The sequence below is a fragment of the Cellulomonas humilata genome, from assembly GCF_013359775.1.
GTDB classification, from domain to species: Bacteria; Actinomycetota; Actinomycetes; order Actinomycetales; family Cellulomonadaceae; genus Cellulomonas; species Cellulomonas humilata.
This window is the reverse complement of the sequence record NZ_JABMCI010000071.1, coordinates 102428-124603: the sequence shown is the minus strand read 5'-3', so window position 1 is coordinate 124603 and position 22176 is coordinate 102428. Positions and strand designations below refer to the sequence as shown.

Genomic DNA, 22176 nt, shown 5'->3' with positions numbered 1-22176 from the left:
CTCATGGCGCGACCTGGGTCGCGGCGACGGGCGTGGCGGACGTCGGCAGGGTGAAGGAACCGGCGGCGGCGGACGCGGCCGAGTCGGCCAGCGTGCCCCGGGCTGCGCGTGCGCGGCGGCCCATGACGACGGCCATCGCGACTCCCAGGACGCTGAACGCGGCCATGAGCCACGAGGCTGCGGCGAGCCCGTCCGACAGGGCGTCCGCCTGGGGCAGGCCGGCGGCGGTCCGGTCGGCGATGACGCTGCCGTAGACCGTGGCAGCGAGGGCCGTCGCGACCGCGGCACCCACGTAGCGGGCCATGTTCGAGACGCCGGACGCTGCGCCGACCTCGGTGGCGTCGACCGACGCGGTGGCGGCCGCCGACGCCGGGCCGTTGGACAGTCCCATCCCGATGGCGACGGCGACGAGGGGAAGGACGAACGCCCCGTACAGCCAGGATCCCTCGGCGAAGCCGAGCATCGCGAAGCCGGCGGCGGTGATGGCGAAGCCGGCGCCGACCACCTGGCGTCCCCCGAACCGGGCGGCGAGGCGAGGGACGAAGGGCGCGACGAGCACGAGCCCGACCGTGGCAGGCAGCGTCGCCAGGCCGGCCTCCAGCGGGCTGAGCCCCAGCGTGCTCGGATCCTGGAAGTAGAGGCTGACCAGGTACATCAGTGCGTTGATCGTGCCCGCCCCGATGAGGATCGCGAGCGTGGAGCCGACCAGGATCCGGTTGCGCAGCAGCGCCAGGTCGAGCATCGGCACAGCCACCCGTCGCTCGACGGCGACGAAACCGACCCCCGCGGCGACGGCCAGCGCGAAGCAGCCGAGGGTCGCCACGGACGCCCAGCCCCACGCGCTGCCCTTGCTCAGCGCGAGGATGAAGGGCGTCAACGTCAGCGCCACCAGCACGCTCCCACCGAGGTCGATGGAGCGGGACCGGGCGGTGTCTCGTGACTCCGACACCGTGACGGCCGTCAGGACCATGACGCCCAGGGCGACGACCGCGTCGACCCAGAAGAGCGCGTGCCAGCCGGTGACCTCGACCAGGACGCCGCCCAGCAGGGGACCGGCGGCGGCCCCGACGGCTGCGGCGGCACCCCACAACGAGACGGCCCGGAGCTGTGCGGAACCGGTGTTCGCCACGGACAGCAGGCTGAGCCCGCAGGCCAGGATCGTCGCCCCGGCCGCACCCTGGATCGCGCGCCCAGCGATCACCATGCCCCCCGAGCTCGACAGCGCGATGAGGACGCAGGAGGCGACGAAGAGGAGCAGTCCGATCTGGAAGACGCGCTTCCGGCCGAAGACGTCGCCGAGCGACCCGGACGTGACGATCGTCGCCGCGCCCACCAGGGAGTACCCCGTCACCGCCCACTGCAAGGTCTCGACCGACATGCCGGTGTCGGCGGAGATGGCGGGCAGCAGGATGCTCACCGCGGACGTGTTCGCGTTGACGACCAGCGTGGACAGGCACGCGGCGACCAGGACCCCGCGTGCTGTCGACCGCCCCGAGGATGCCTGGGTCACAGGCGCCGACCCAGGTTCTGCAGCAGGAGCGCCTGCGCGACGACCATCGTCTCGATCTCGGCGGGGTCGACGCTCTCGTCGGACGCGTGGATCCGGGACAGCGCGACGTCCTCGGGACCCCAGAGGATGAACTCCGCGCGGGGGGCGACGGACTCGAGCGTGCGCAGCAGCGGGATGGAGCCGCCGCAGCCGGCCTCGCCGACGGACGCGCCGAAGGCCTCGGTCATGGCCTCTCGGGCAGCGGCGTACGCGGGGCCGTCGGTCGCGCAGGTGAACGCGGGTGCGGCCTTGGTGCGCTGGACCTCGACCTTCGCGCCCCAGGGGACGTGCGCCTCCAGGTGCGTCACCAGGGCGTCGAGCTCCTGCTGCGGGTCGGAGCCGGGCACGATGCGCATGGAGATCTTGGCGCTGGCCTGGGGGATGAGGACGTTTGACGAGCCCGCGATGCTCGTCATGTCGAGCCCGATCACGTTCACCGAGTGGCGCGCCCAGAGCCGGGCGCTGATGGGACCCGTCCCGGTGAGGCTGACCCCGTCCAGCACGTCGGCGCTGGCCCGCAGGTCGTCGGCGCTCAGGTCCTCGCCCGCCCAGGTGGTCGACGTGACCCCGTCGACGGCCACGTCGCCGGCGTCGTCGTGCAACGTGGCCAGGAGACGGGCGAGCGCCATCATGGCGTCGGGTGCAGGGCCGCCGAAGACCCCGGAGTGCAGCGGGTGCTCGAGCGTGCTGACGGTGACCACGCAGGCGACGTCGCCGCGCAGCGCGGTGGTCAGGACCGGCTCACCGACGCGCAGGTTGCCCATGTCGCAGATGATGAACAGGTCGCAGTCGAACAGGTCCGGGTGCGCCTCGACGAAGGCCTCGAGGTTGCTCTCGGTCTCCTCCATCCCCTCCAGGATCAGCTTGACCGTGCACGGCGGCTTCCCGTCGAAGACGCCCAGGGTGCCGAGGTGGATGATCAGGCCTCCGATGTCGTCGGCGGCGCCCCGCCCGTAGATCCGTCCGTCGTCCTTGCGCGTCGCCGTCCACGGGTCGCTGGTCCAGCCCTGCTCGGCCGGAGCCGGCTGGACGTCGTAGTGGGCGTAGAGCACCACCACCGGCGAGCCCTCCGGTCCTTCGATCTCCCCGTAGATGGGGGAGTACCCCGTCGGCACGTCCATGAGGCGCGCGTCGGTGAAGCCGGCCGCCTGGAACAGGCGGAGCGTCTGCTCGCCCATCCGCTGCACGGGCTCGGCGGGGTAGCCGGGGAACGCGACGGAGGGGATGGCGACGAGCGTGTGCAGGTCCTCGAGGAGGCCGGGCATCAGGTCGGCCGCCTTGCCCGCGATCTGATCCTTCGTCTGCACGACGTGCTCCGTTCTCTCCTCGACAGGTCAGAAGAAGACAGCCCCGATGACGGAGCCGACGATGATCGTCGTCACCGACAGCACGAGCATCGGGATGAAGAAGCTGTGGTCGATCAGCTTGGTGCCCAGCTTCGTCGTGCCCGTGAGGTCGAAGTTCGCGGCGGCGATCTGCGTGCCGTTGGCCGGGAGGGTGTAGACGCCGCCCAGCGCACCGGCCCACATGCCGGTCACGACACCGGGTGGCAGGCCGACAGCGAGACCGATCGGCACCATGGTCCGCGTGGCCGTCGACTGGCTGGTGGTGAGCGCGGCGACGAGGAACACGGCGAGCGCGAAGAGGAACCGCCAGTCGGTGACCCAGGCCCCGACCGTGCTGATGATGAACTCCTCGTGCGCGGCGATGAACGTGGCCGTGAGCCAGGCGATGCCGAAGAGGGCGATCGCCGAGATCATGCCGGCCTTGAACACCGACTGGTCCGGCACCGTCTTCACGTCCGGGCCGCCCGACGAACAGGATGATGACGCCCACGACGAACATCACCAGGACGATGGTGTTGGTCATGTCGAGCGACACCGTGCCCACGTCGGTGACCTCGAACGAGGGGCGCAGCCCGGGGAACAGGCCGAGGATCACGATCGCCACGACCCCGGCGAAGAACACGAGCGCGGAGTTCCGACCGGCACGCGTGTAGGTGAGCTGCGCCGAGGCGGGTGTCGGCTCGGCGACCCCCGACGGACCGGTGACGTCCGGACCGAGGCCTGCGCTGCCGGACGACACCGCCCCGGCGGGGACCCCGACGGCCACGGCCGGGGGCGCGACGAGCTCCCCGGACGCGATCTTGGCCTGGACCTCGGGGTCGTCGTCGAGGTCCTTCCACATCCGGTTGACCACGAGGGACGTGACGACGATGCCGATCACGCACGCTGGGATCGTGATCGCGAGGATCTGGGTCAGCCCCAGGTTGTACGGCTCGACGTCGGTCAACGTCAGCATCGCGGCCATCGCCGCGGAGACGGGCGAGGCCGCGAGCGCGATGCCTGACTGCACCACGGTCACGGTCAGCGGGCGGGACGGTCGGATGTGGTTCTTGTAGGAGACGTCGTAGATCACCGGCAGCAGCGGATAGATGATGTTGCTCGTCCCGGCGCCCACGGAGAACGCGAAGGCGGTCAGGGGCGCGATGAGGGTGATCTGCTTCGGGCGCCGCTCGATGACCCGCGCCGCGACGCTGACCATCCAGTCGATCCCTCCGGCGGCCTGCATCAGGGCGGCGCTCGTGACGACGGCGAGGATGATCGCCATCGCGGCGGCGGGTGGCTCGCCCGGTGCCTCGCCGAAGACGAAGACGAGGACGAACGTGCCCAGGCCGCCCCAGAGCCCGACGCCGACACCGCCGGCCCGGGTGCCCATCACGATGGCGCCGAGCACCACCAGGGCCTCGAGTACGAAGCTCACGCTCATGCCGATTCCTCCGTCCCAGTCCCCAGCGCGGTCATCCGGTGGTGCACTGCGTGTCGAGCGACTCCGCCAGGGCCGCGAAGGCGTCCCGCACGTCGTCGACCGCCGCCGACAGCAGCGGCGCCGCGGAGTCCTGAGCCTCGGAGCCCGCGGCCAGCTGGAGGTCGTCGACGGCCGTGCGGAGCCGGGAGGCCGCGGCGTCGACGCGGTCCTCCGAGAGCGCCTCGAGCTGGTTCAGCTGCGCCTTCGCCGCGACCGCCTTGGCCGCCACGCTGGCGGGCTCACCGTCGGACTCGACCAGCTCTCGCAGGTCGTCGACCGTGGCGGTGAGCGCGGCGTAGCTCACGCAGGGGTCCTGTTCGGCAGGCTCGGAGCACCCGGCGACGGTCGCGGTGGCGACCACGACGACACCGAGCCAGGTGCTGGGCCGCGGCCTCATCGGGGGTCTCCGGTGACGATGGCCAGGAGCACCCGGCAGGCGAGGACCATGTCGTCGACGGCGATGTGCTCGGAGGTCGCGTGCTCGTCGACCATCCCGGTCGGCAGCGCGACGCAGGGGATGCCCTGGGCGTTGAAGAAGTTCCCGTCGGTCCCGCCGCCGGACTTGCGGGGCACCACGTCGAGGCCGACCGAGCGGATCGCTGCGGCCGCCTCGCGGTAGGGCACGGCGTCCTCGTCGATCTTGTAGGTCTGGTAGATGGTCTCGATGCCGAAGTCGACGGACGCGCCGTGGCGGTCGGCGGCGACCTGGCACGCGTAGCGCATGGCGTGGAGCTGACGGTCGAGCTTGTGCTGGTCGTGGCTGCGTGCCATCCCCTCGAGGACGACCGAGCCGGGCACGATGTTGCGCGCCTCGCCGCCCGTGAACGTCCCGATGTTCGCGACCGTCTCCTCGTCGATCCGCCCCAGCGGCATCGCGGCGACCGCCTCCGCGGCGACCTTCACGGCGTTGATGCCCTTCTCCGGCTCGACGCCGGCGTGGGCCTTCCTGCCGACGAAGGTGATCGTCAGGTACACGGACGTGGGCGACCAGTAGGTGATCGAGCCCATGGCTCCCGCGGTGTCGAGCACGAACCCGTGGCTCGCCCTGAGCAGCTCCACGTCGAGCTGCCGGGAGCCGACCAGCCCGCGCTCCTCGCCGACGGTGACGACGAACTCGATCGTGGGTGCGGTCACGTCAGGGTGGTCGCGCAGGAGCGTGAGGACCTCCAGGCAGCCGGCGATCCCGGACTTGTCGTCGGCACCGAGGATCGTCGAGCCGTCGGTCCGGACGATGCCGTCGGCACCCACGACCGGCCTGATGCCCCGATCGGTCCCGGCGGTGTCCATGTGCGTCGAGACGAGGATCGTGCGGTCGGGGGAGCCGGCACGGACGGCCACGAGGTTGCCGACGTGGTCTCGCCGCACGGCACAGCCCAGGTCGGCGAACCGGGCTTCCAGGTCGTGCCCGATCTCCTGCTCGTGACCCGTCGGACTGTCGATCGCGACGAGGTCGAGGAACGTGCGAAGGAGTCGCTCGCGATCGACGCCGTCTCGCAGCACCGTAGCCATCTGGCGAGAATGGCAGCCGCCCGGGTAGGTGGTCCCCATCCTCGACCGGGTGGGACGGACCGCCGACGCTCCGTCGGGCGTCGGTGCTGGTCATCGACCGACATGTCCGCAATGATCGAGTTCGAGCTAGAGCTCTTGCCGGTCAAGGGGGGGGTCCCGTGACGCGCAGCGGATCGGGCGGGCGCCTTCCCGCCGAGGCCGTGACCTCGGTCTGTGGGACGCGGCTCCATGCCCCACCCAACCCGGCCCGCTACGTGCGACGGCCCCGCCTGGTCGAGCTCCTCGACCAGGCCACGTGCGCACCCATCACCGTGGTGGTGGCGCCCGCGGGATCGGGCAAGACGTCGTTGCTGGCCGACTGGCTCTCGTCGGCCGCTGTCCCGAGCGCGTGGCTCTCGGTCGACGAGACGGACCGGGACGGCGGCCAGCTCTGGGCTGGTGTCACCGCCGCGCTCGGCGTGCTCGTCGACGGGTGGGAGCCCGTGGCCCGCGGCGCGCGTCGCCCTGGCTCACCGGACGCGGCGGTGGCCGTGCTCCTCGCCGGGCTGGAGCAGTCGGACCATCCGGACTCGGCGGTGCTGGTCATCGACGACGTCCACGTGGTCGACGACGACGACGGCATCGTCCGGTCCATGGCGCACTTCCTGACGTCGATCCCCGCCTGGCTCCACGTCGTGCTGCTGTCGCGACGGACGCCAAAGCTGCCCGTCGACCGGCTCCGCGTCCGCGGGCAGCTGTCCGAGGTCCAGTTCGCCGAGCTCCGGTTCTCCCCACAGGAAGCCACGTCGATGCTCGCCCGGCTGGATGCCTCCCTGGCGCAGGACCAGGTCGGCGAGGTGGTGGCTCGAGCCGGTGGCTGGGCCGCGGGTCTGCAGCTCTCGGCGCTCGCGTCGCGGTCGGACCGGGCGCAGCCCGCGGCCATGCCTCGAGTCGACACGCGGGGGCTCCTCTTCTCCGACTACGTGTGGCGCGAGGTGCTGGGCGCCGAGCGTCCCGACGTCGTGGACGTCCTGCTGGACACCTGCGTCGCCAAGCGGACCGATGCCTCGCTGGCTGCCGCGCTCACCGGGCGGGGCGATGCCGGGCAGCTCCTGCTGGAGGCCGAGGCACGCGGCCTGTTCGTCACCAGGCTCGGGCCGTCGGGATGGTTCGAGGTGCACTCCGTGGTCCGGGACGAGCTCCTCGCCGAGGCAGCGCGCAGGTCGCCGCAACGGGTGGCTGACCAGCATGCACGCGCAGCGCGATGGTTCGAGGAAGCCGACGAGGTGGCCACGGCCCTGGAGCACTGGATCCTCGCCGGCCGGCCACGCGACGCGCTGCGGCTGCTCGCCGGCCGCGTCGAAGAGCTGTACGACTCCGGGCGCGAGGCGACGATCGCACACACCCTCGCCCTGATCCCGCTCAATCTCGCCTCGACGGACCTGCAGGCGCTGATCGAGTTCGCGTGGTGCCATCTGCTCGTGGACAAGGGCCGCTTCCTCGAGACCGTCCGGGCGGGAGGGGCACGAGAGCACCGTGACGGGGAGGCTCGGACGCAGGTCGGGCGGCTGACGATGCTGCGGTCCATCGCCGCCACCGTGACCGGCGACTGGAGCAGGAGCCGTGAGCTGACGACGGAGTCGATGGCCCTGCTGGGGGAGGACGTCCGCTCCGACGAGCTGGGGCGGTTCGGCTGGAACATGCTCGCGCGCGAGGTGGCGCTCGACGAGCGGTGGGACGACGACTCCGGGCAGCTGGAGCAGATCCGGCTGGAGCTCGGCGCGGACCCGGAGCGTCGGCTCAGGTACGAGGGCATCCACGCCTTGGGCGAGGTGCTCGCGGGCCGACCGGTGGATGCGCTGCGCATCGCCGCGGGCGTCCGGGACGTCGTCGCGGTGGGCTCGATGACGATCCTGTCCGCGGAGCTGGGTATCGCCGAGGCGATCGCCCACCGCGAGCTGGGTGACCGAGCACGAGCCGTGACGGAGCTGACGTCCTGCTCCCCTCCGTGGCGCGACCCGGTCACGCACGCGCAGTGCCTGGCGATGCTCCAGCTGACCGAGCTCCGGATCGACGACGGGGATCTCGCGGCCGCCGACGAGTGCTTCGAACGCGCCCACGAGTTCGTGCGCAGCGAGTTCGCGGGACCGGGTGGCCTGACGTGGCTGGCGCGGACGGGGACCGTCCTGTGCCTCACCGCCGGCCGGATCGACGATGCGCAGAACTGGGCCGCGCAGGTGGAGGACCCCTTCTGGAGTGGGGTGGGGCTGGCCCGCGTCCGGCTCGCGGAGGGCGACGGGGCCGGCGCCGAGGCGCTGCTCGAGAAGGCGCTGCCGCGCTGCCCGCGCCACGAGGTGGTGCGCGAACTGCTGCGAGCCCGAGCAGCGGGATCCCGCTCGCTCGCCCTGGAGCGGGCCGCCAACGCTATCGCCCTGTCGACCGACGTCGGGCTCGTGCAGACGGTCGCCGCCGAGGGCGCCGACGTCCTCGAGCTTCTCGAGGTCCAGGCCGTCATGGCTCCCGCGACCTGGCTCGACCGGGTCAGGAGAGCAGCGTCACCGCACGCGGCGACGTCCGTGGCCGACCCGAGCCCGCCCGGAGAGCACCTCACCGAGCGCGAGCTCGGCGTCCTCCGGATACTGCCGAGCCGGCTGACGCTCCCCGAGATCGCCGACGATTTGTACATCAGCGTGAACACGCTGAAGTTCCACCTCAGGGTCATCTACCGGAAGCTGGGTGTCGGCTCGCGGTTCGAGGCGGCCGACATCGCCCGGCACCTCCACAGCGAGAGCAGAGTGCGGTGATCGGGAGCCGGCGCCGGGGCTGACGGTCGCGATCACCCCGTGCAGGGTGGTGTCAGCCCACCTGGCACGACCCGACGATGACACGGTGATTCCTCTCCTTCGCCCCGGACGAGTCGATGAGTGACGCGGCCGGTCGACGCCCGGTGGACGACGCACCCGACGCCGACCTGGTCGAGTACCTCGTCGTCGCCGTGCCCGACCTCGAAGCGCTGGACCGTCTGGTTCCCGCTCTCCGGGAGCTGGTCGAGGCCTCGGCCATCCGGATCATCGATCTCGTCTGCGTGACCAGGAGCGCGCAGGGGGGCGGACTGACGGTGCTCGAGCTCGAGGACGTCGACAGCCTGGCGGGCCTGCGCGACGTCGAAGGAGAGGTCGGGGGACTGCTCAGCGCCCACGACATCGCGACCGCGGCGCTGGCGGTCGGTCCTGGCTCGTCCGCGGTGGTGCTCCTGGTCGAGGGCTGCTGGGCGGCGCGCCTCTCGATGGCCGCCAAGCTTGCCGGTGGGCGCATCGTGGGAGGCGAGCGGATCGCCAGGCGGCGCGTCCAGACGGCGCTCGAGTCGCACACGTCCTCGCCCGGGACGCAGTGGTGAGCGCCGATGCACCGAGTTCCCGGATCCCGTACGGAGCACCCCGACCTGCTCACCCGCACCCGGCCGGCGAACCCGCCGGAGGACCCCTGGGCGGCCCTGCTCGTCGATCCGGCGGCCCAGCTGGCCGAGCTCGCCGACCTGGTCGAGCGCGGCCTCGCCACCCCCGAGGAGTTCGAGCGTCAGCGAAGGAAGGTCTTCGGTGACAGCGAACCCACCACCGGCACCACCACAACCACCACGAGCGAAGGATTCGACCATGAGTGAGCACCGCAGCGGGTTTGCCGTCGGCGTGACTGTCTTCGCCGCGACGATGTTGATGGTGACCGGTGCATTCCAGGTCATGCAGGGGCTGGTCGCGATCTTCGACGACACGTTCTACGTCGTCGGCCAGGAGTGGATCTTCTCCTTCGACGTCACGACGTGGGGCTGGATCCACACCATCGTCGGCGTCGTCGTCGTCCTCGCCGGCATCTTCGTGCTGGGCGGTGCGGTGTGGGCTCGGACCGTCGGCGTGATCGTGGCGTGCGTCAGCGCGGTGGTCACCTTCGCCTGGCTGCCCTACTACCCCGTGTGGTCGGTCGTGATCATCGCGATCGACGTGCTGGTGGTCTGGGCGCTGACCGTCCACGGCCGCGATGTCCTCAGCTAGCTGGTCCGTTCGTCGCTCGTGGAGACGCTCGGCTGAGAGAGCCCGCCGCGGTAGGGGATGAGGCGTCGGTCCACGCACGACCACACGATCGAAGGGAATCGACATGGGTGACGACCGGAGCGGTCGGGTCGGCGGCGAGAACACGGTCGCCCGGGTCGCGGCGTCCGTCATGGCCGGGGGTCTGCTGCTGCTCGTGACGGGGTGCACCGACCGGCCCGAACCAACGGAGGTGAGCATCGCGCAGGCGGACGTGACGGCCAAGACGGAGGCATTGGCCGACGCCGAGGCGGAGGCGGCCGACACGGCCGAGGCGTTCTGCGCGGCGAGCTCGACGTACATCACCGCGCTGGACCGCTACGGGGACGTGCTCAACCAGACGGCGACCACCGTCGGCGACGTCCGGGTGGCCGGCGAGGACCTTGCCGATCCCGCGGCGGAGACGCAGGACGCAGCCCAGGCCGCTGTCGACGCACGGGCCGCGCTCGCCCAGGCGCAGGCCGACCTCGCCGACGCCGAGGCCACGCTCGCGGCCGCGCAGGCCGCGGAAGCCGGCCAGCCTGCGCCCGAGACGACGTCCGGCGACACGAACCCGACTGCGTCAGCCGCCCCCGCCAGCGTCACCCGCGTCCAGCAGGCCGAGGCCGAGTTCGCCGACGCCCGGGCCGGGATCACCGACGAGACACCGCTGCCCCAGGCGGCGGAGCAGTTCAACGCGGCCGCGGTCGCCCTCGAGATCGCGTGGATGCGGCTCTTCGCCGACTCCGGGTGCCTCTCCGACGAGCAGCAGGTCCAGGCGAGCGCGACAGTGAGCGCCTACACCGTCGCGCTCCAGCAGTCGCTGAGCGACGCCGGGTACTACGCAGGGGAGATCGACGGGATCTACGGCCCCCAGACGGTCGCCGCGGTCCGGGCCCTGCAGGAGGCCAACGGGCTGCCCGAGACCGGGACGATGGACAAGGCGAGCGAGGCAGCACTGCGCTCCACCCTCGAGGCACTGGGCGGCGCTGCTGCCCAGGCAGCAGCGGCCTCGACCGCCGCGCTGCAACAGACGCTCAAGCTCGCCGGGTACTGGGACGGCCCTGTCGACGGTCAGTGGACGGACGCCCTCACCGCCGCGGTGGGCGCTCTGCAGACCGATCTCGGCGTCCCCGTCACGGGAACGGTCGACGCCGCCACGATCGCGGCGTTCCAGAGCGCGCTCGCGGCCGCCGGGGAGGAGCCCACGCCGGAGCCGTCGCCCACGGAGTCGACGGACGGCTGAGCCTGCCTCGATGGCTGGCTCTTGGTTGATCTCCTGGAAGGAGCGTCTGCCGGCACCTACCCGGGCGTCGCGGACGTGGATACGGTCAGACCGTGACGAACCTCGTGGAGAAGCTGGCGGAGTCGGTCTCGTCGTGGGGCACGAAGGTGGCGTACGGCGAGAAGGTGACGTTGGGCGGGCAGGAGCTCGTCCCTGTCGCGCTCGTCGGCTTCGGCTTCGGCGCGGGCGAGGGCTCGAGCGAGATGTCGGACGGCGGCAAGGTCCCGTCGGGGGAGGGCAACGGCGGTGGCGGAGGCGGCTACGCGGTGCCCATCGGGGCCTACGTCGGCGGTCCGGACGGGCTGAGGTTCCGCCCCAACGTCATCGCGCTGGTGGTCGTGGCCGCGCCGTTGGTGTCTGCCTCGGGCATGGCGCTCGCGCAGATCATCCGAGCGATCCGAGGTCGCGGGACGAGCTGATCGGCTCATCGCGACCCCCAGGAGTACACGGCGCCGATCGCCTCGGTCGCGACGTGTGACTCCCGATCACATCGGCGCCGGCACGGATGGCGCGGTCGGGGGCCTTCCTGGTCCGATGGGCGCCGCCTAGCCTGGGCGGATGAGTCTCGCCGACGGTCCGCACCGCCTGCGACGGATGACCGGTCGAGACCCCGACGAGCCTCGTCGGACCGCGACGCCGCTCGAGCTGCTGTTTGACCTCACGTTCGTCGCAGCGTTCGCGCAGGCGGCCGACCAGGCAGCGCACCTCCTGGCCGAGGGGCACTTCGGCAGCGCGGCTGTCGCGTTCGTCTTCGTGACGTTCGCCGTGTGCTGGTCGTGGGTCAACTTCTCGTGGTTCGCCTCGGCGTTCGACACCGACGACTGGTTCTGCCGTCTCACGACCATGGTGCAGATGATCGGGGTCCTGGTGCTGGCCCTCGGCGTGCCGGCGGTCTTCGAGTCCATCGACAGCGGCGCACCGCTGGACAACGGCGTCCTCGTGGCCGGATACATCGTCATGCGAGTGGCGGTGATCGCCCAGCTGCTCCGGGTGGCGGTGCAGGATCCGCGGCACCGGCGGTTCGTCCTGGCCTTCGCGGCGTCGATAGCGGTCGCGCAGGTGGGGTGGACCGTGGTCCTGTTCCTGCATCTCACGATCGGCCAGCTGCTTCCGATCCTCGTCGTGCTCTACGTGATCGAGCTAGGCGCTCCGGTGCTCTCCGCGCGCCTCGGTCGGTTCCCGCCGTGGCACGCGCACCACATCGCCGAGCGCTACGGATTGTTCGTCATCATCACCTTGGGAGAGGTCATCCTCGGCACCATCGCGACCGTCGCTGCGGTGGTGGGCCGTGTCGGGTGGAGCGCGGAAGCGGTTCTCGTGGTGGTGGCGGGCACCGGCCTGGTCTTCGGCGTGTGGTGGAGCTACTTCGTCGTGCCGATGGGCGACATCCTGCACCGGCACCGGCGTCGTGCCTGGGTGTGGGGCTACGGCGGCATCGTGATCTTCGCGTCCATCGCAGCCATGGGCGCGGGTCTGCACGTGGCGGGCTTCGTCGCCGGGGGCGAGGCGACCATCGGTGTGGTCCAGGCCGTCCTGACCGTCGCCGTCCCCGTCCTGGTCACACTGGTCGCGTACTTCGCGATCTACGCCGGCCTCGTGCGTGCGGTGGACCCGTTCCACCTGGTTCTCGTCGGCTGCGCCGTCGTGGCGCTCGCCGGCGCGGTCGTGCTCGCCGTGCTGGGCGCCGGGTTCGGGGCGTGCCTCATCCTCGTGATGCTCGCGCCGGCGATCGTCGTGATCGGGTACGAGACCGTCGGGCACCGGCACATGGCTGCGGCGATGGAGCGGGTACTGCGCTGACGATCCCACCCGAGCCGCTCAGTCCCGTCGCGACGGCGAGGTGCGGTCCGGCCTCCGCGACGAAGCGGCGCCGACGTGGCCACGTCGTGACACGAGGATGCAGGACAGACGGGTGCCCCGAGTGGGATTCGAACCCACACTGGATCGGGTTTGAGCCGAACGCCTCTGCCGGTTGGGCTATCGGGGCCGTGCAGCAGGATAGCCCGACCGAACGATCACCTCGGCGCGCGTATCCGGACCACGGTGAACGGATCGGGCTGCTCTCCGGCTGCCCGCTCGCCGAACTGGCTGTTCACCACGAGCAGTGACCGACCCACGAGCGCGGCGGTGGTGGGGTCGTCGAACCCCGGGTCGGTGGTCCGGGAGACGACCGTGCCGCTCCGCAGCTGACGATCCAGCGCGATGGTCACGACGTACCCCACGGATCCCTGGCGCTCGACGGCGTACAGCGTGCGGCCGGTGAGGACGAGCCCGTCGCCGGCGACGGGCTCGCCGCCGAGGTCGACCACGGTGACGCTCCGGTCGCGGAGGCTGATGCGGAACAGGGTGGCGGTGTTCGACTGCGCGACCACCGCATACCGGCCGTCGGGCGTCACCACGATGCCGTTGACGTTGAAACCGGTCGTGTACTGCAGCGCCGTCCCGGTGAAGTCGAGGAACGTCGGTAGCAGCGTCACACCGGACGCGCGGCGGTCGGAGGCGTCGATCCGATAGAGCACGGGCCGCAGCGAGTCGGTGACGTACACGTCGCCGCGCGGACTGATCGCGATGTCGTTGAGGAACGTCGGAGCACCGGACTGCTCGACCTGCCAGGAGCCGGTGAGCTGGCGCGTTCGCACGTCGTACGCGAAGACGCGTCCGGTGGCGCCGCCGGCCACGAACAGGGTGCGCCCGTCCACCTTCATCCCGACCGCTGACGTCCGGCCGTCGACGCCCCCGAGCAGGAACGGCGTCGCGGTGGGGGAGTGCAACGTGCCGCGATAGATCGTCCCGTCGGTGGTGCTGCCGACGTAGAAGGTGTCGCCACGCGCGGCGATGCCCTCCGGGTAGATGTCGTCGACCGCGGGGCCGGCCGGGTCGAGCAGGTAGCTGTCCGGCCGGTCGTCGGCGACGGCCGCGGGGGCGGCGACGCCGAGCAGCAGCAGGGCGGTGGCGGCTGCAAGGGCCGCGCGGACGGATCGGTGGCTGCGCATCATCGGGCCTCCTCGGACGAGTCCGGTCTCCTCGAGGCTACGTCCGGGGCGGATCGATGGGCACCCCGTGGGCTGCCTCACAGGTGCAACCGCTGCGAAGTACGCGGTACCGACCACTACTCTGTGCACGTGAGCACCGACGCGACCCCCGACCCCACCGAGGCGGCCCCTGACGCCCTCGACCTGAGCACTCCCGCTCCGACGGGTGAGCCGACGGCACCGGCACCGGGCCGTCCGGCACGTCGCGCGGTCGTGGCGGAGGATGAGGCGCTCATCCGCATGGACGTCGTCGAGACGCTGCGGGATGCAGGTTTCGACGTGGTGGGTGAGGCCGGTGACGGCGAGCACGCCGTGCAGCTGGTCACCGAGCTCAAGCCTGACGTCGTCGTGATGGACGTGAAGATGCCCGTGCTCGACGGCATCTCTGCTGCGGAGCGCATCGGCAAGCTGCACCTGGCTCCGGTGGTGCTCCTCACGGCGTTCTCGCAGAAGGAGCTGGTGGAGCGGGCGCGCGACGCCGGCGCCATGGCGTACGTGATCAAGCCGTTCAGCCCGGCGGACCTGCTGCCTGCGGTGGAGATCGCGATCTCGCGGTACGCGCAGATCAGCGCCCTGGAGTCGGAGGTCGCGGACCTGGCGGAGCGGTTCGAGACGCGCAAGCGCGTGGACCGCGCCAAGGGTCTGCTGATGACCAAGATGGGCCTGACCGAGCCGGAGTCGTTCCGGTGGATCCAGAAGACGTCGATGGACCGTCGGCTCACCATGCGTGAGGTGGCCGACGCGGTCATCGAGCAGGTGGGTGGCGCGTCCTCCTGACGCGAGCGTGACGAGGCCGGCCGGAGCTCATCCGGCCGGCCTTCGTCGTTCAGCGACGGGCCGCGTCGAGGACGAGCGCTCGATGGTCCGACAGGCCGGTGTCGACCGCGCGGGCGGGACCGGTGGGCGTGATCGGTCCGTCGCCGAGGATGTGGTCGAGCTGCCGGGCCGGTTCCGCGACCGGGAAGGTGGCGGCAGCGGCCAGTGAGCGGAGGCCGGACGTCTTCACCGCGGCGTCGGCCTCCATGTTCAGGTCGCCCATCAGCACCAGCGGTCGGGGGTGCGCCCGCAGGAGCCCGACGAGCTGGCGCAGCTGCCGGCGGTTCCAGCCGGGGATGTAGGTCAGGTGGGTGTCGACGACGGTGATCAGTCCGGTCGGGTGCTCGACGACGGCGACGAGGGCAGCGCGGGGCTCGTCACGGACGAGCGTCGGCCAGCGCGCGTCCGGCCAGCGCACCGGGGCTCGGCGGCGCAGGACGGGGAGCTGGAGCACGTGCCAGGACCGGACCGGGTGCCGGCTGAGCAGCGCGATCCCGTAGCTCGCCACGGCCGGCTGATGGGCGCCGGTCGCGGCGGTCCACAGCCCCGGCTCCCCGTGCAGGGTGGCGACGAAGCGGTGCTCGGGAGCGCCCATCGCCTCGGCGGCCACGACCGTCAGGTCGGCACCGTGCGACCGCGGCTGGTCACGATCGACCTCCTGGAGCGCGAGCACGTCGGCGTCGAGGTCGCGCACGGCGTCGCCGAACCTCCCGACGTGGACCTCACCGTCGACGAGCGATCGTCCGTGCAGGATGTTGAAGGTGGCCAGGCGCACCCTGGTGATTGTCCTGGCCGACCTGCGAGCCCGCGCGTCGACGTGTAGACAGTCGTTCCATGAGCCAGCAAGGCGCCCTGGTCGATCCGCCCGACGACCGCACCGCCCTCCAGGACGGGCTGCGGCTCGTCGCGGTCGCGCTGATGGACGCGCAGATCCCGTTCGCCCTCGTCGGCGGGTACGCGGCCTGGGCCCGGGGCGCTCCGGAACCGAGCCACGACGCCGACTTCGCGGTCACGCCCGAGGACGTGGAGCGCGCCAAGGAGGCGGTCGCGGCGGCGGGGCTGGTCGTCGAGCAGCCGGCCGAGAACTGGCTGTTCAAGGCGTTCCACCACGGGCAGCTGGTGGACATCCTCTTCCGGATGGTCGGCGAGCCGGTCACGCGGGAGCTCCTCGACCGCAGCGACGTGCTCGAGGTGCTGGCGGTGCGGATGCCCGTGCTCCAGGCCACCGACATCGTCTCGGCGAAGATGCGGGTGCTGGGGGAGCACGCGTGCGACTTCGGCCGGCTGCTGGCGATCGTGCGGGCGCTGCGCGAGCAGATCGACTGGCCGCGGATCCGCGAGGACGCGATCGGGCACCCGTACGCGCGGGCGTTCCTGTTCCTCGCCGACGAGCTCGGGATCACGGACGCCGGCACGTCCCCGACCTCGGCAGATGTGGCACCCGGGGCGGCTGCGCCGGCGTCCTGAGTCCGGTCACGCGTCCAGCTCCCCTTGTTACTGGTTGGTCACAACTCGGCAACAACACGTCGTGAGACACCCAGATTCACATCGCGGACACAAACAATGAGTACCTTCGCGCCACACCTGCTGGATCCCTACCGGGTTCCAGTGGATCGCAGTACTCACAGAGGGGTACCAGGCATGATTCGTTCGACCCACGTAGTCCGCGCCGCCGCCTTGGCCGGCGCTGTCGCCCTCGCCCTGACCGCGTGCAGCGGCTCGGACGAGCCGGCCGACGGCGAGAGCTCCGCAGCGCCCACCGCTTCGGGCCCGCTCAAGATCGGCTCCCTGCTCCCCGTGACGGGCAACCTCGCGTACCTCGGCCCGCCCGAGATCGCCGGCGTCGACCTGGCCATCAAGGACATCAACGACGCCGGTGGCGTCAACGGCGTCCCCGTGACCGTCTCGCACAAGGACTCGGGCCCCACGTCCGACCTGGCGACCATCGGCACCCCGTCCGCCAAGGCGCTCATCGAGGAGGGTGTGCACGTCATCATCGGCGCCGCGTCCTCCGGCCTGTCGCTCGGTGTCGTCGGCCCGATCACGGACGCCGAGATCGTGCAGATCTCGCCCGCTAACACGGCGGCGGACCTGTCCGGCATCAGCCCGTACTACTTCCGTACCGCCCCGCCGGACGAGGTCCAGGGCCAGGCGCTCGCCACGCAGATCATCGCGGACGGGCACAAGAACGTCGGCATCCTCGTGTTCGACGACCCGTACGGCACGGGCCTGCGCGGCTTCGTCCAGCAGAACCTGGAGCCCGCGGGCGTCACCGTGACCTACGGTGCCGAGGACGCAGGTCAGGACTTCCCGCCGGAGCTGCAGGACTACTCCACCGAGGTGGGCGAGGTCGTCGCCACGAACCCCGACGCGATCGTGATCATCACGTTCGACGAGGTCCGCGTCATCGTTCCTCAGCTGGTCCAGGCCGGCTACGACATGTCGAACGTGTACCTCGTCGACGGCAACGTGGCCAGCTTCAAGCAGGACCCGGCCGACAGCGCCAAGTTCTTCTTCGACCCGGGCACCATGGAGGGCGCGCAGGGCACCAACCCGGGCGCCAACCCGACCGACGACTTCAAGGCTCGCCTGCTTGAGGTCAACCCGGACCTGAAGGACTTCAACTACGGTCCCGAGTCCTACGACGCGACCATCCTGGCGGCCCTCGCGGCGGTCAAGGGCGGTCAGAACGACGGCCCGACCGTGCAGGCCAACATGGCTGCCGTGTCCGGCACGACGGACGGCGAGGAGTGCGCGACGTTCGCGGACTGCGTCGCCCTGATCGAGGACGGCAAGGAGATCACCTACCAGGCTGTCTCCGGCGTCGGCCCGTTCAACGACAACAACGACCCGTCGTCGGCGTTCGTCGGCATCTACAAGTACGACGCCGAGAACGTGCCCGTGTGGCAGAAGGCGGAGTTCGGCGAGGTCAAGGGCAGCTGACGACAGTCAGCCCCGCATGACGCGAGGCCCGGCAGGGGAGAGATCCCCTGCCGGGCCTTCGTCGTTCCTCGTCGTTCCGGCACTGGGCGCACGAGAAGGCCCGGCCGGGATGGTCTCCGGCCGGGCCTCGTCGTGCGAGCGTCAGGCGTCGGGGGCGATCTCGTCCGCCGCCAGCGTGCCGAGGTACAGCTCCACCACCTTGGGGTCGTGCATGAGCTCGCGCCCGGTGGCGGTGTACGCGTTGCGCCCCTGGTCCAGGACGTAGCCGCGGTCGCAGATCTGGAGCGCCCGACGGGCGTTCTGCTCGACGATGATGATGGAGACGCCCGCCCGGTTGATCTTGCGGGTACGGATGAACGTCTCGTCCTGGCGCACGGGCGAGAGACCCGCGGAGGGCTCGTCGAGGAGCAGGACCTTCGGGTCCATCATGAGCGCGCGCCCCATGGCCACCATCTGGCGCTCGCCGCCGGACAGCGAGCCGGCACGCTGTCCGCGACGGTCCTTGAGGTTGGGGAACAGGTCGATGATGAAGTCGAGCCGCTCCGCGAACTTCCCGGGCTTGAGGAACCCGCCCATCTGGAGGTTCTCCTCGACCGAGAGGGACGGGAAGACGTTGTTGTTCTGCGGGACGCACCCGACCCCGCGGGCGACCAGGTCGTTCGCCTTGAGGTTGGTGATGTCCTCACCACCCAGCGTCACCGACCCGGTGCGCACGTGCACCAGGCCGAAGATCGCCTTGAGCAGGGTCGACTTGCCGGCGCCGTTGGGGCCGATGATGCCGACCAGCTCACCCGGGTACAGGTCGAGGTTGCACCCGTTGAGGATGTTCACCCCGGGGATGTAGCCGGCGACGAGCTCGTCGGCGCGCAGCAGCGGCTCGCCACGGTCCACGGGGGACGGTGCGGCAGCGGACTCGGTGACGGTCATTCCGTGGCCTCCTCGGCCTCGAGCTGCTCGAGCACGCCCTCGGCCATGACGCTCTCGTCACCGAGGTCGGTGTCGTGGTGGGCGCCGAGGTACGCGTCGACGACGGCAGGGTTCTCCATGACGGCGGAGGGTGGTCCCTCCGCGACGATCTTGCCCTCGGCCATGACGACCACCCAGTCGGCGATGCGGCGGACCATCTGCATGTCGTGCTCGACGAACAGCACCGTGGTGCCCTCGTCGCGCACGGTCTGGATGTGCCCCAGCAGGGACTGCGTCAGCGCGGGGTTCACGCCGGCCATGGGCTCGTCGAGCATCACCAGCTCGGGCTTCGCCATGAGTGCGCGGGCCATCTCCAGGAGCTTGCGCTGGCCGCCGGACAGGGACCCGGCGAAGTCGTCGCTCTTGGCGTCGAGCTTGAACCGGACCAGCAGCTCCTCGGCCTGGGTGGTGATCTCCTGCTCGCGCGCCGCCCAGAGCGGCTTGACCAGCGAGGTGAAGAAGCCCTCGCCGGGCTGCTTGGTGGCGCCGAGCTGCATGTTCTGGAGCACTGTGAGCCGGGAGAGCGCCTTGGTCAGCTGGAACGTCCGCACCATGCCGGCGCGGGCGACCCGGCCTGCCGAGACGCCGTTGAGCCGGCGACCGTTGAACTCCCAGTTGCCGGAGTTCGGCTTGTCGAACCCGGTGAGCAGGTTGAACAGGGTCGTCTTGCCGGCGCCGTTGGGGCCGATCAGCGCGGTGATCGCGCCGCGCTGCACCTCGAGGTGACGGACGTCGACGGCGGTCATGCCGCCGAACCGGCGCACGACGTCGTCGGCGACGATGATCGGGTCCGGCTTGGCGACGCCGGGCTCGGGGGAGACGCCGGCGAGCGCCTGTGCCGCCGTCTGCGCGAGCGGGGTGGGCGAGGACAGCTCAGCGGACATCGAGCATCAGCTCCTTCTTGTCACCGAAGATGCCCTGCGGCCGGAAGATCACCAGGAGCATCAGCGTGATGCCCACCAGGATGCCCGCGAGCGGCTCGAGCTGCTCGGGCCGCAGGACGGACGGCAGCACGTCGCGCATCACCGTCTTGATGAACATCAGCGCGACGAAGAAGATCATCGATCCGATCACGGGACCCCACAGGGTGGCGGCGCCACCGAGCAGCAGGATCGTCCAGATGAAGAAGGTCATCGACCGCCCCATCGCGTCGGGCTGGACGCTGGCGGGCATCACGAACAGGATCCCCGCGAAGCCGGCCATCGCGCCACCGAGCACGAGCGCCTGCATCTTGTAGCCGTACACGCTCTTGCCGAGCGAGCGCACGGCGTCCTCGTCCTCACGGATGCCCTTGAGCACCCGCCCCCACGGGCTGGACATGAGGCGCCAGACCAGCAGCACGGCGAGCAGGACGGCGGCCCACGCGACGATGCGCGTCCACCAGCCGTCGCCGACGTTGTTGGCGTACGAGAACGGCCCGAGGGCGGTCCTGCCGTCCGGGAGCACCGACAGGCCGAGGAAGTCCTTGTTGAACCTGCTGGCGGGGATGCCGGCGGCGCCGTTGGTGATGTCGGAGAGCACCGACGACCGGCCGATGAGCCGGACGATCTCCGCAGCGGAGATGGTGACGATCGCGAGGTAGTCGCCTCGCAGCTTCAGCGTCGGTATGCCGAGGATGAGCGCGAAGACGACCGAGCAGGCCACCCCGACCAGCGCGGAGAGCGGGAAGCCCTGCCCGGCCTGGGCCGTGGCGGCGAACCCGTAGGCGCCGACGAGCATGAACCCCGCCTGCCCCATGTTGAGCAGCCCGGTGAAGCCGAAGTGGATGTTCAGGCCGATGGCCGCGAGCGCGTACGCCGCGGTGGTGGGGGCGATCAGCTCGCCCGCGGTGAGGGACAGCAGGTCCGACCAGTTCATGGGAGTCTCCTAGCCGACCCGCTCGGCACGGCCGAGGATGCCTTGAGGTCTGATGAGCAGGACGAGGATCAGGATCAGCAGGGCGACGGCGAACTTGAGGCTGGACGGCAGCCACAGGGTCGACATCTCGACGACGACGCCGATGATCAGTGACCCGATCAGGGCGCCGTACGCCGTGCCGAGCCCGCCGAGCGTCACCGCGGCGAACATCAGCAGCAGCATCTGGAGGCCGAGGTCCCAGGCGGCTCCGTTGAAGGCCAGCGCGAGGAGCGCGCCGCCGAGGCCGGCGAGGCCGGTGGCCAGGATCCACACGAGCCGGATGATCTTGTCCACGTCGATGCCCGACGCGGCCGCCAGCGCGGGGTTGTCGGAGATGGCGCGCGTGGCGCGGCCGGTGCGGGTGCGCTGGAGGAAGAGCGCGACGCCGACGAGCACGAGGGTGGCGCACCCCATGGCGATGTAGGACGGGATCGACAACCGGATCGGGCCGATGCTCCAGGACTTGGCGATCGAGGGCAGGACCTGAAGGGTGCTGCCGCCGAAGCGGAACTGGAAGGCGTACTGGAGCGCCAGCGAGAGCCCGATGGTGACGATCATCAGCTGGACCAGGCCCACTCTGCGTCTCCGCAGCGGCTTCCAGAGGATCACGTCCTGGAGCCAGCCGCTCGCCGCGGACAGGATCACCGAGGCCAGCACCGCCAGCACGATCGGCCAGTGCAGCTGGATGGAGAAGACGAACGTCAGCAGTGCGCCCAGGGTGACCTGCTCGCCGTGCGAGAAGCTGGACAGCCCGGTGGTGCCGTAGATGAGGGAGAGCCCGACCGCGGCGAGCGCCAGGATCAGGCCGTACCGGATCCCGAGCGCGAACTGCTGGAGCAGGCGGGTCGGTGTGACGGTGCCCGTGGCCGTGGACGAGCTGCCGCCGGTGTTCGGGGTGGCGTCCAGGACGAGGTTGAAGTCGACCGTCGACGAGGCGCCTGCGACGGCGAGCTTCTCGACCGGGTTCACCGCCGTGTCGGCCAGGACCGCGGTCGACGGGAGCGTCGACTCGTCGAGCTCGACCGTGTACCGCGCGCGGCCGGGGATGGCGACGGCCCAGGTGCCGTTGGCGGCGGTGGTGGCCGACTCCTCGAAGTCGTCGTCCTCGTTCGACACCGTGATGGTGACGCCCTCGACGGGTCCCGCCGTGTTCTGCAGGGTCCCGCCGATGCAGCCGGTCTCGGCGTCGGCGACGCACGGCACTGCCGCCGCGGTGGCAGTGGCGGAGGCGGACTCGGCTTGCAGGCCGATGACGCCGACGAGCGCTGCCGCGAGCATGCTCAGCGCGATCAGCAATCGAGTTCTGCGGGGCCTGTCCGTCGTCGCGACATG

At 71.0% G+C, this 22176-nt stretch carries 21 protein-coding genes, 1 tRNA gene and 1 pseudogene; 10 read left to right on the top strand and 13 right to left on the bottom strand.

Going from position 1 to position 22176, the window contains the following annotated elements; translation table 11 throughout:
* Position 1: 1 nt before the first annotated feature.
* The 6 genes and pseudogenes from HP550_RS20815 to HP550_RS20795 form a co-directional block, all read right to left on the bottom strand.
* A complete protein-coding gene (locus HP550_RS20815; protein ID WP_175349599.1) occupies positions 2-1510 on the bottom strand; it encodes an MFS transporter in 1509 nt (502 codons plus the stop codon).
* The gene (locus HP550_RS20810; RefSeq protein WP_175349598.1) at positions 1507-2856 is read right to left on the bottom strand and encodes a M20/M25/M40 family metallo-hydrolase; all 1350 of its coding nucleotides are present in this window, start codon (positions 2854-2856) and stop codon (positions 1507-1509) included. Before HP550_RS20810 ends, HP550_RS20815 begins: the two co-directional genes overlap by 4 nt.
* Positions 2857-2883: 27 nt before the next feature.
* Positions 2884-3339, bottom strand: coding sequence for an anaerobic C4-dicarboxylate transporter family protein (locus HP550_RS22835; RefSeq protein ID WP_343048303.1), 456 nt, complete (start codon positions 3337-3339; stop codon positions 2884-2886).
* A gap of 79 nt (positions 3340-3418) precedes the next feature.
* Positions 3419-4267: pseudogene (locus HP550_RS22830) on the bottom strand (SLC13 family permease); the annotation flags it as partial.
* 82 nt (positions 4268-4349) lie between these two features.
* The gene (locus HP550_RS20800; RefSeq protein ID WP_175349597.1) at positions 4350-4754 is read right to left on the bottom strand and encodes a hypothetical protein; all 405 of its coding nucleotides are present in this window, start codon (positions 4752-4754) and stop codon (positions 4350-4352) included.
* Entirely contained in the window at positions 4751-5866 is a 1116-nt protein-coding gene (locus HP550_RS20795; RefSeq protein ID WP_175349596.1) for a M20/M25/M40 family metallo-hydrolase, read from the bottom strand. The genes HP550_RS20800 and HP550_RS20795 overlap by 4 nt, the downstream gene beginning before the upstream one ends.
* A gap of 254 nt (positions 5867-6120) precedes the next feature.
* Between HP550_RS20795 and HP550_RS23155 the strand changes: the two genes are divergently transcribed.
* From HP550_RS23155 to HP550_RS20760, 7 genes are all read left to right on the top strand, one after another.
* Positions 6121-8649 (top strand): winged helix-turn-helix domain-containing protein, encoded by a 2529-nt coding sequence (locus tag HP550_RS23155; protein ID WP_175349595.1) that lies wholly within the window; start codon positions 6121-6123, stop codon positions 8647-8649.
* 116 nt (positions 8650-8765) lie between these two features.
* Positions 8766-9242, top strand: a complete 477-nt coding sequence (locus tag HP550_RS20785) for a DUF6325 family protein (RefSeq protein WP_175349594.1) — start codon at positions 8766-8768, stop codon at positions 9240-9242.
* A 6-nt stretch (positions 9243-9248) separates the two neighbouring features.
* Positions 9249-9506, top strand: coding sequence for an SHOCT domain-containing protein (locus tag HP550_RS20780; RefSeq protein WP_175349593.1), 258 nt, complete (start codon positions 9249-9251; stop codon positions 9504-9506).
* On the top strand, positions 9499-9891 hold the full coding sequence (locus HP550_RS20775; RefSeq protein ID WP_175349592.1) for a DUF7144 family membrane protein: 393 nt from the start codon (positions 9499-9501) through the stop codon (positions 9889-9891). Before HP550_RS20780 ends, HP550_RS20775 begins: the two co-directional genes overlap by 8 nt.
* Positions 9892-9994: 103 nt before the next feature.
* Positions 9995-11152, top strand: coding sequence for a peptidoglycan-binding domain-containing protein (locus HP550_RS20770; protein ID WP_246281158.1), 1158 nt, complete (start codon positions 9995-9997; stop codon positions 11150-11152).
* 92 nt (positions 11153-11244) lie between these two features.
* Positions 11245-11610 (top strand): hypothetical protein, encoded by a 366-nt coding sequence (locus tag HP550_RS20765; protein ID WP_175349591.1) that lies wholly within the window; start codon positions 11245-11247, stop codon positions 11608-11610.
* A 139-nt stretch (positions 11611-11749) separates the two neighbouring features.
* Positions 11750-12991 (top strand): low temperature requirement protein A, encoded by a 1242-nt coding sequence (locus HP550_RS20760; RefSeq protein ID WP_246281157.1) that lies wholly within the window; start codon positions 11750-11752, stop codon positions 12989-12991.
* 113 nt (positions 12992-13104) lie between these two features.
* Here the strand turns inward: HP550_RS20760 and HP550_RS20755 are convergent.
* Positions 13105-13178 (bottom strand) — tRNA-Leu (locus tag HP550_RS20755).
* A 28-nt stretch (positions 13179-13206) separates the two neighbouring features.
* Complete coding sequence (locus HP550_RS20750; protein WP_175349590.1) at positions 13207-14187, bottom strand: SMP-30/gluconolactonase/LRE family protein; 981 nt, start codon at positions 14185-14187, stop codon at positions 13207-13209.
* Positions 14188-14313: 126 nt separating this feature from the next.
* On the opposite strand from HP550_RS20750, the gene HP550_RS20745 reads away from it, so the two are divergent.
* Positions 14314-15000: a response regulator gene (locus HP550_RS20745; RefSeq protein ID WP_175349589.1), complete on the top strand. Its 687-nt coding sequence runs from the start codon at positions 14314-14316 to the stop codon at positions 14998-15000.
* 49 nt (positions 15001-15049) lie between these two features.
* Here the strand turns inward: HP550_RS20745 and HP550_RS20740 are convergent, their stop codons facing one another.
* Entirely contained in the window at positions 15050-15814 is a 765-nt protein-coding gene (locus HP550_RS20740) for an endonuclease/exonuclease/phosphatase family protein (RefSeq protein WP_175349588.1), read from the bottom strand.
* A 59-nt stretch (positions 15815-15873) separates the two neighbouring features.
* Between HP550_RS20740 and HP550_RS20735 the strand changes: the two genes are divergently transcribed.
* Complete coding sequence (locus HP550_RS20735) at positions 15874-16506, top strand: nucleotidyltransferase family protein (RefSeq protein WP_175349587.1); 633 nt, start codon at positions 15874-15876, stop codon at positions 16504-16506.
* Positions 16507-16680: 174 nt separating this feature from the next.
* Positions 16681-17982, top strand: coding sequence for an ABC transporter substrate-binding protein (locus HP550_RS20730; RefSeq protein ID WP_175349586.1), 1302 nt, complete (start codon positions 16681-16683; stop codon positions 17980-17982).
* A gap of 141 nt (positions 17983-18123) precedes the next feature.
* Here HP550_RS20730 and HP550_RS20725 read toward each other — a convergent pair whose 3' ends face one another.
* Genes HP550_RS20725 through HP550_RS20710 form a run of 4 tightly spaced genes read right to left on the bottom strand, consistent with a single transcriptional unit; the run spans position 18124 to position 22122 of the window.
* Positions 18124-18909 (bottom strand): ABC transporter ATP-binding protein, encoded by a 786-nt coding sequence (locus HP550_RS20725; protein WP_175349585.1) that lies wholly within the window; start codon positions 18907-18909, stop codon positions 18124-18126.
* Positions 18906-19832 (bottom strand): ABC transporter ATP-binding protein, encoded by a 927-nt coding sequence (locus tag HP550_RS20720; protein WP_175349584.1) that lies wholly within the window; start codon positions 19830-19832, stop codon positions 18906-18908. The genes HP550_RS20725 and HP550_RS20720 overlap by 4 nt, the downstream gene beginning before the upstream one ends.
* A complete protein-coding gene (locus tag HP550_RS20715; protein WP_175349583.1) occupies positions 19822-20805 on the bottom strand; it encodes a branched-chain amino acid ABC transporter permease in 984 nt (327 codons plus the stop codon). Before HP550_RS20715 ends, HP550_RS20720 begins: the two co-directional genes overlap by 11 nt.
* A gap of 9 nt (positions 20806-20814) precedes the next feature.
* Complete coding sequence (locus tag HP550_RS20710) at positions 20815-22122, bottom strand: branched-chain amino acid ABC transporter permease (RefSeq protein ID WP_175349582.1); 1308 nt, start codon at positions 22120-22122, stop codon at positions 20815-20817.
* Between the last annotated feature and the right edge of the window lie 54 nt (positions 22123-22176).

Coding starts and splice junctions, on each gene's coding strand:
- HP550_RS20800 (WP_175349597.1), bottom strand. CDS start 4,754: ATGAGGCCGCGGCCCAGCACCTGGCTCGGTGTCGTCGTGGTCGCCACC.
- HP550_RS20750 (WP_175349590.1), bottom strand. CDS start 14,187: ATGATGCGCAGCCACCGATCCGTCCGCGCGGCCCTTGCAGCCGCCACC.
- HP550_RS20770 (WP_246281158.1), top strand. CDS start 9,995: ATGGGTGACGACCGGAGCGGTCGGGTCGGCGGCGAGAACACGGTCGCC.
- HP550_RS20725 (WP_175349585.1), bottom strand. CDS start 18,909: ATGACCGTCACCGAGTCCGCTGCCGCACCGTCCCCCGTGGACCGTGGC.
- HP550_RS20720 (WP_175349584.1), bottom strand. CDS start 19,832: ATGTCCGCTGAGCTGTCCTCGCCCACCCCGCTCGCGCAGACGGCGGCA.
- HP550_RS20775 (WP_175349592.1), top strand. CDS start 9,499: ATGAGTGAGCACCGCAGCGGGTTTGCCGTCGGCGTGACTGTCTTCGCC.
- HP550_RS20795 (WP_175349596.1), bottom strand. CDS start 5,866: ATGGCTACGGTGCTGCGAGACGGCGTCGATCGCGAGCGACTCCTTCGC.
- HP550_RS20760 (WP_246281157.1), top strand. CDS start 11,750: ATGAGTCTCGCCGACGGTCCGCACCGCCTGCGACGGATGACCGGTCGA.
- HP550_RS20780 (WP_175349593.1), top strand. CDS start 9,249: ATGCACCGAGTTCCCGGATCCCGTACGGAGCACCCCGACCTGCTCACC.
- HP550_RS20785 (WP_175349594.1), top strand. CDS start 8,766: ATGAGTGACGCGGCCGGTCGACGCCCGGTGGACGACGCACCCGACGCC.
- HP550_RS20710 (WP_175349582.1), bottom strand. CDS start 22,122: ATGCTCGCGGCAGCGCTCGTCGGCGTCATCGGCCTGCAAGCCGAGTCC.
- HP550_RS20715 (WP_175349583.1), bottom strand. CDS start 20,805: ATGAACTGGTCGGACCTGCTGTCCCTCACCGCGGGCGAGCTGATCGCC.
- HP550_RS20735 (WP_175349587.1), top strand. CDS start 15,874: ATGAGCCAGCAAGGCGCCCTGGTCGATCCGCCCGACGACCGCACCGCC.
- HP550_RS20730 (WP_175349586.1), top strand. CDS start 16,681: ATGATTCGTTCGACCCACGTAGTCCGCGCCGCCGCCTTGGCCGGCGCT.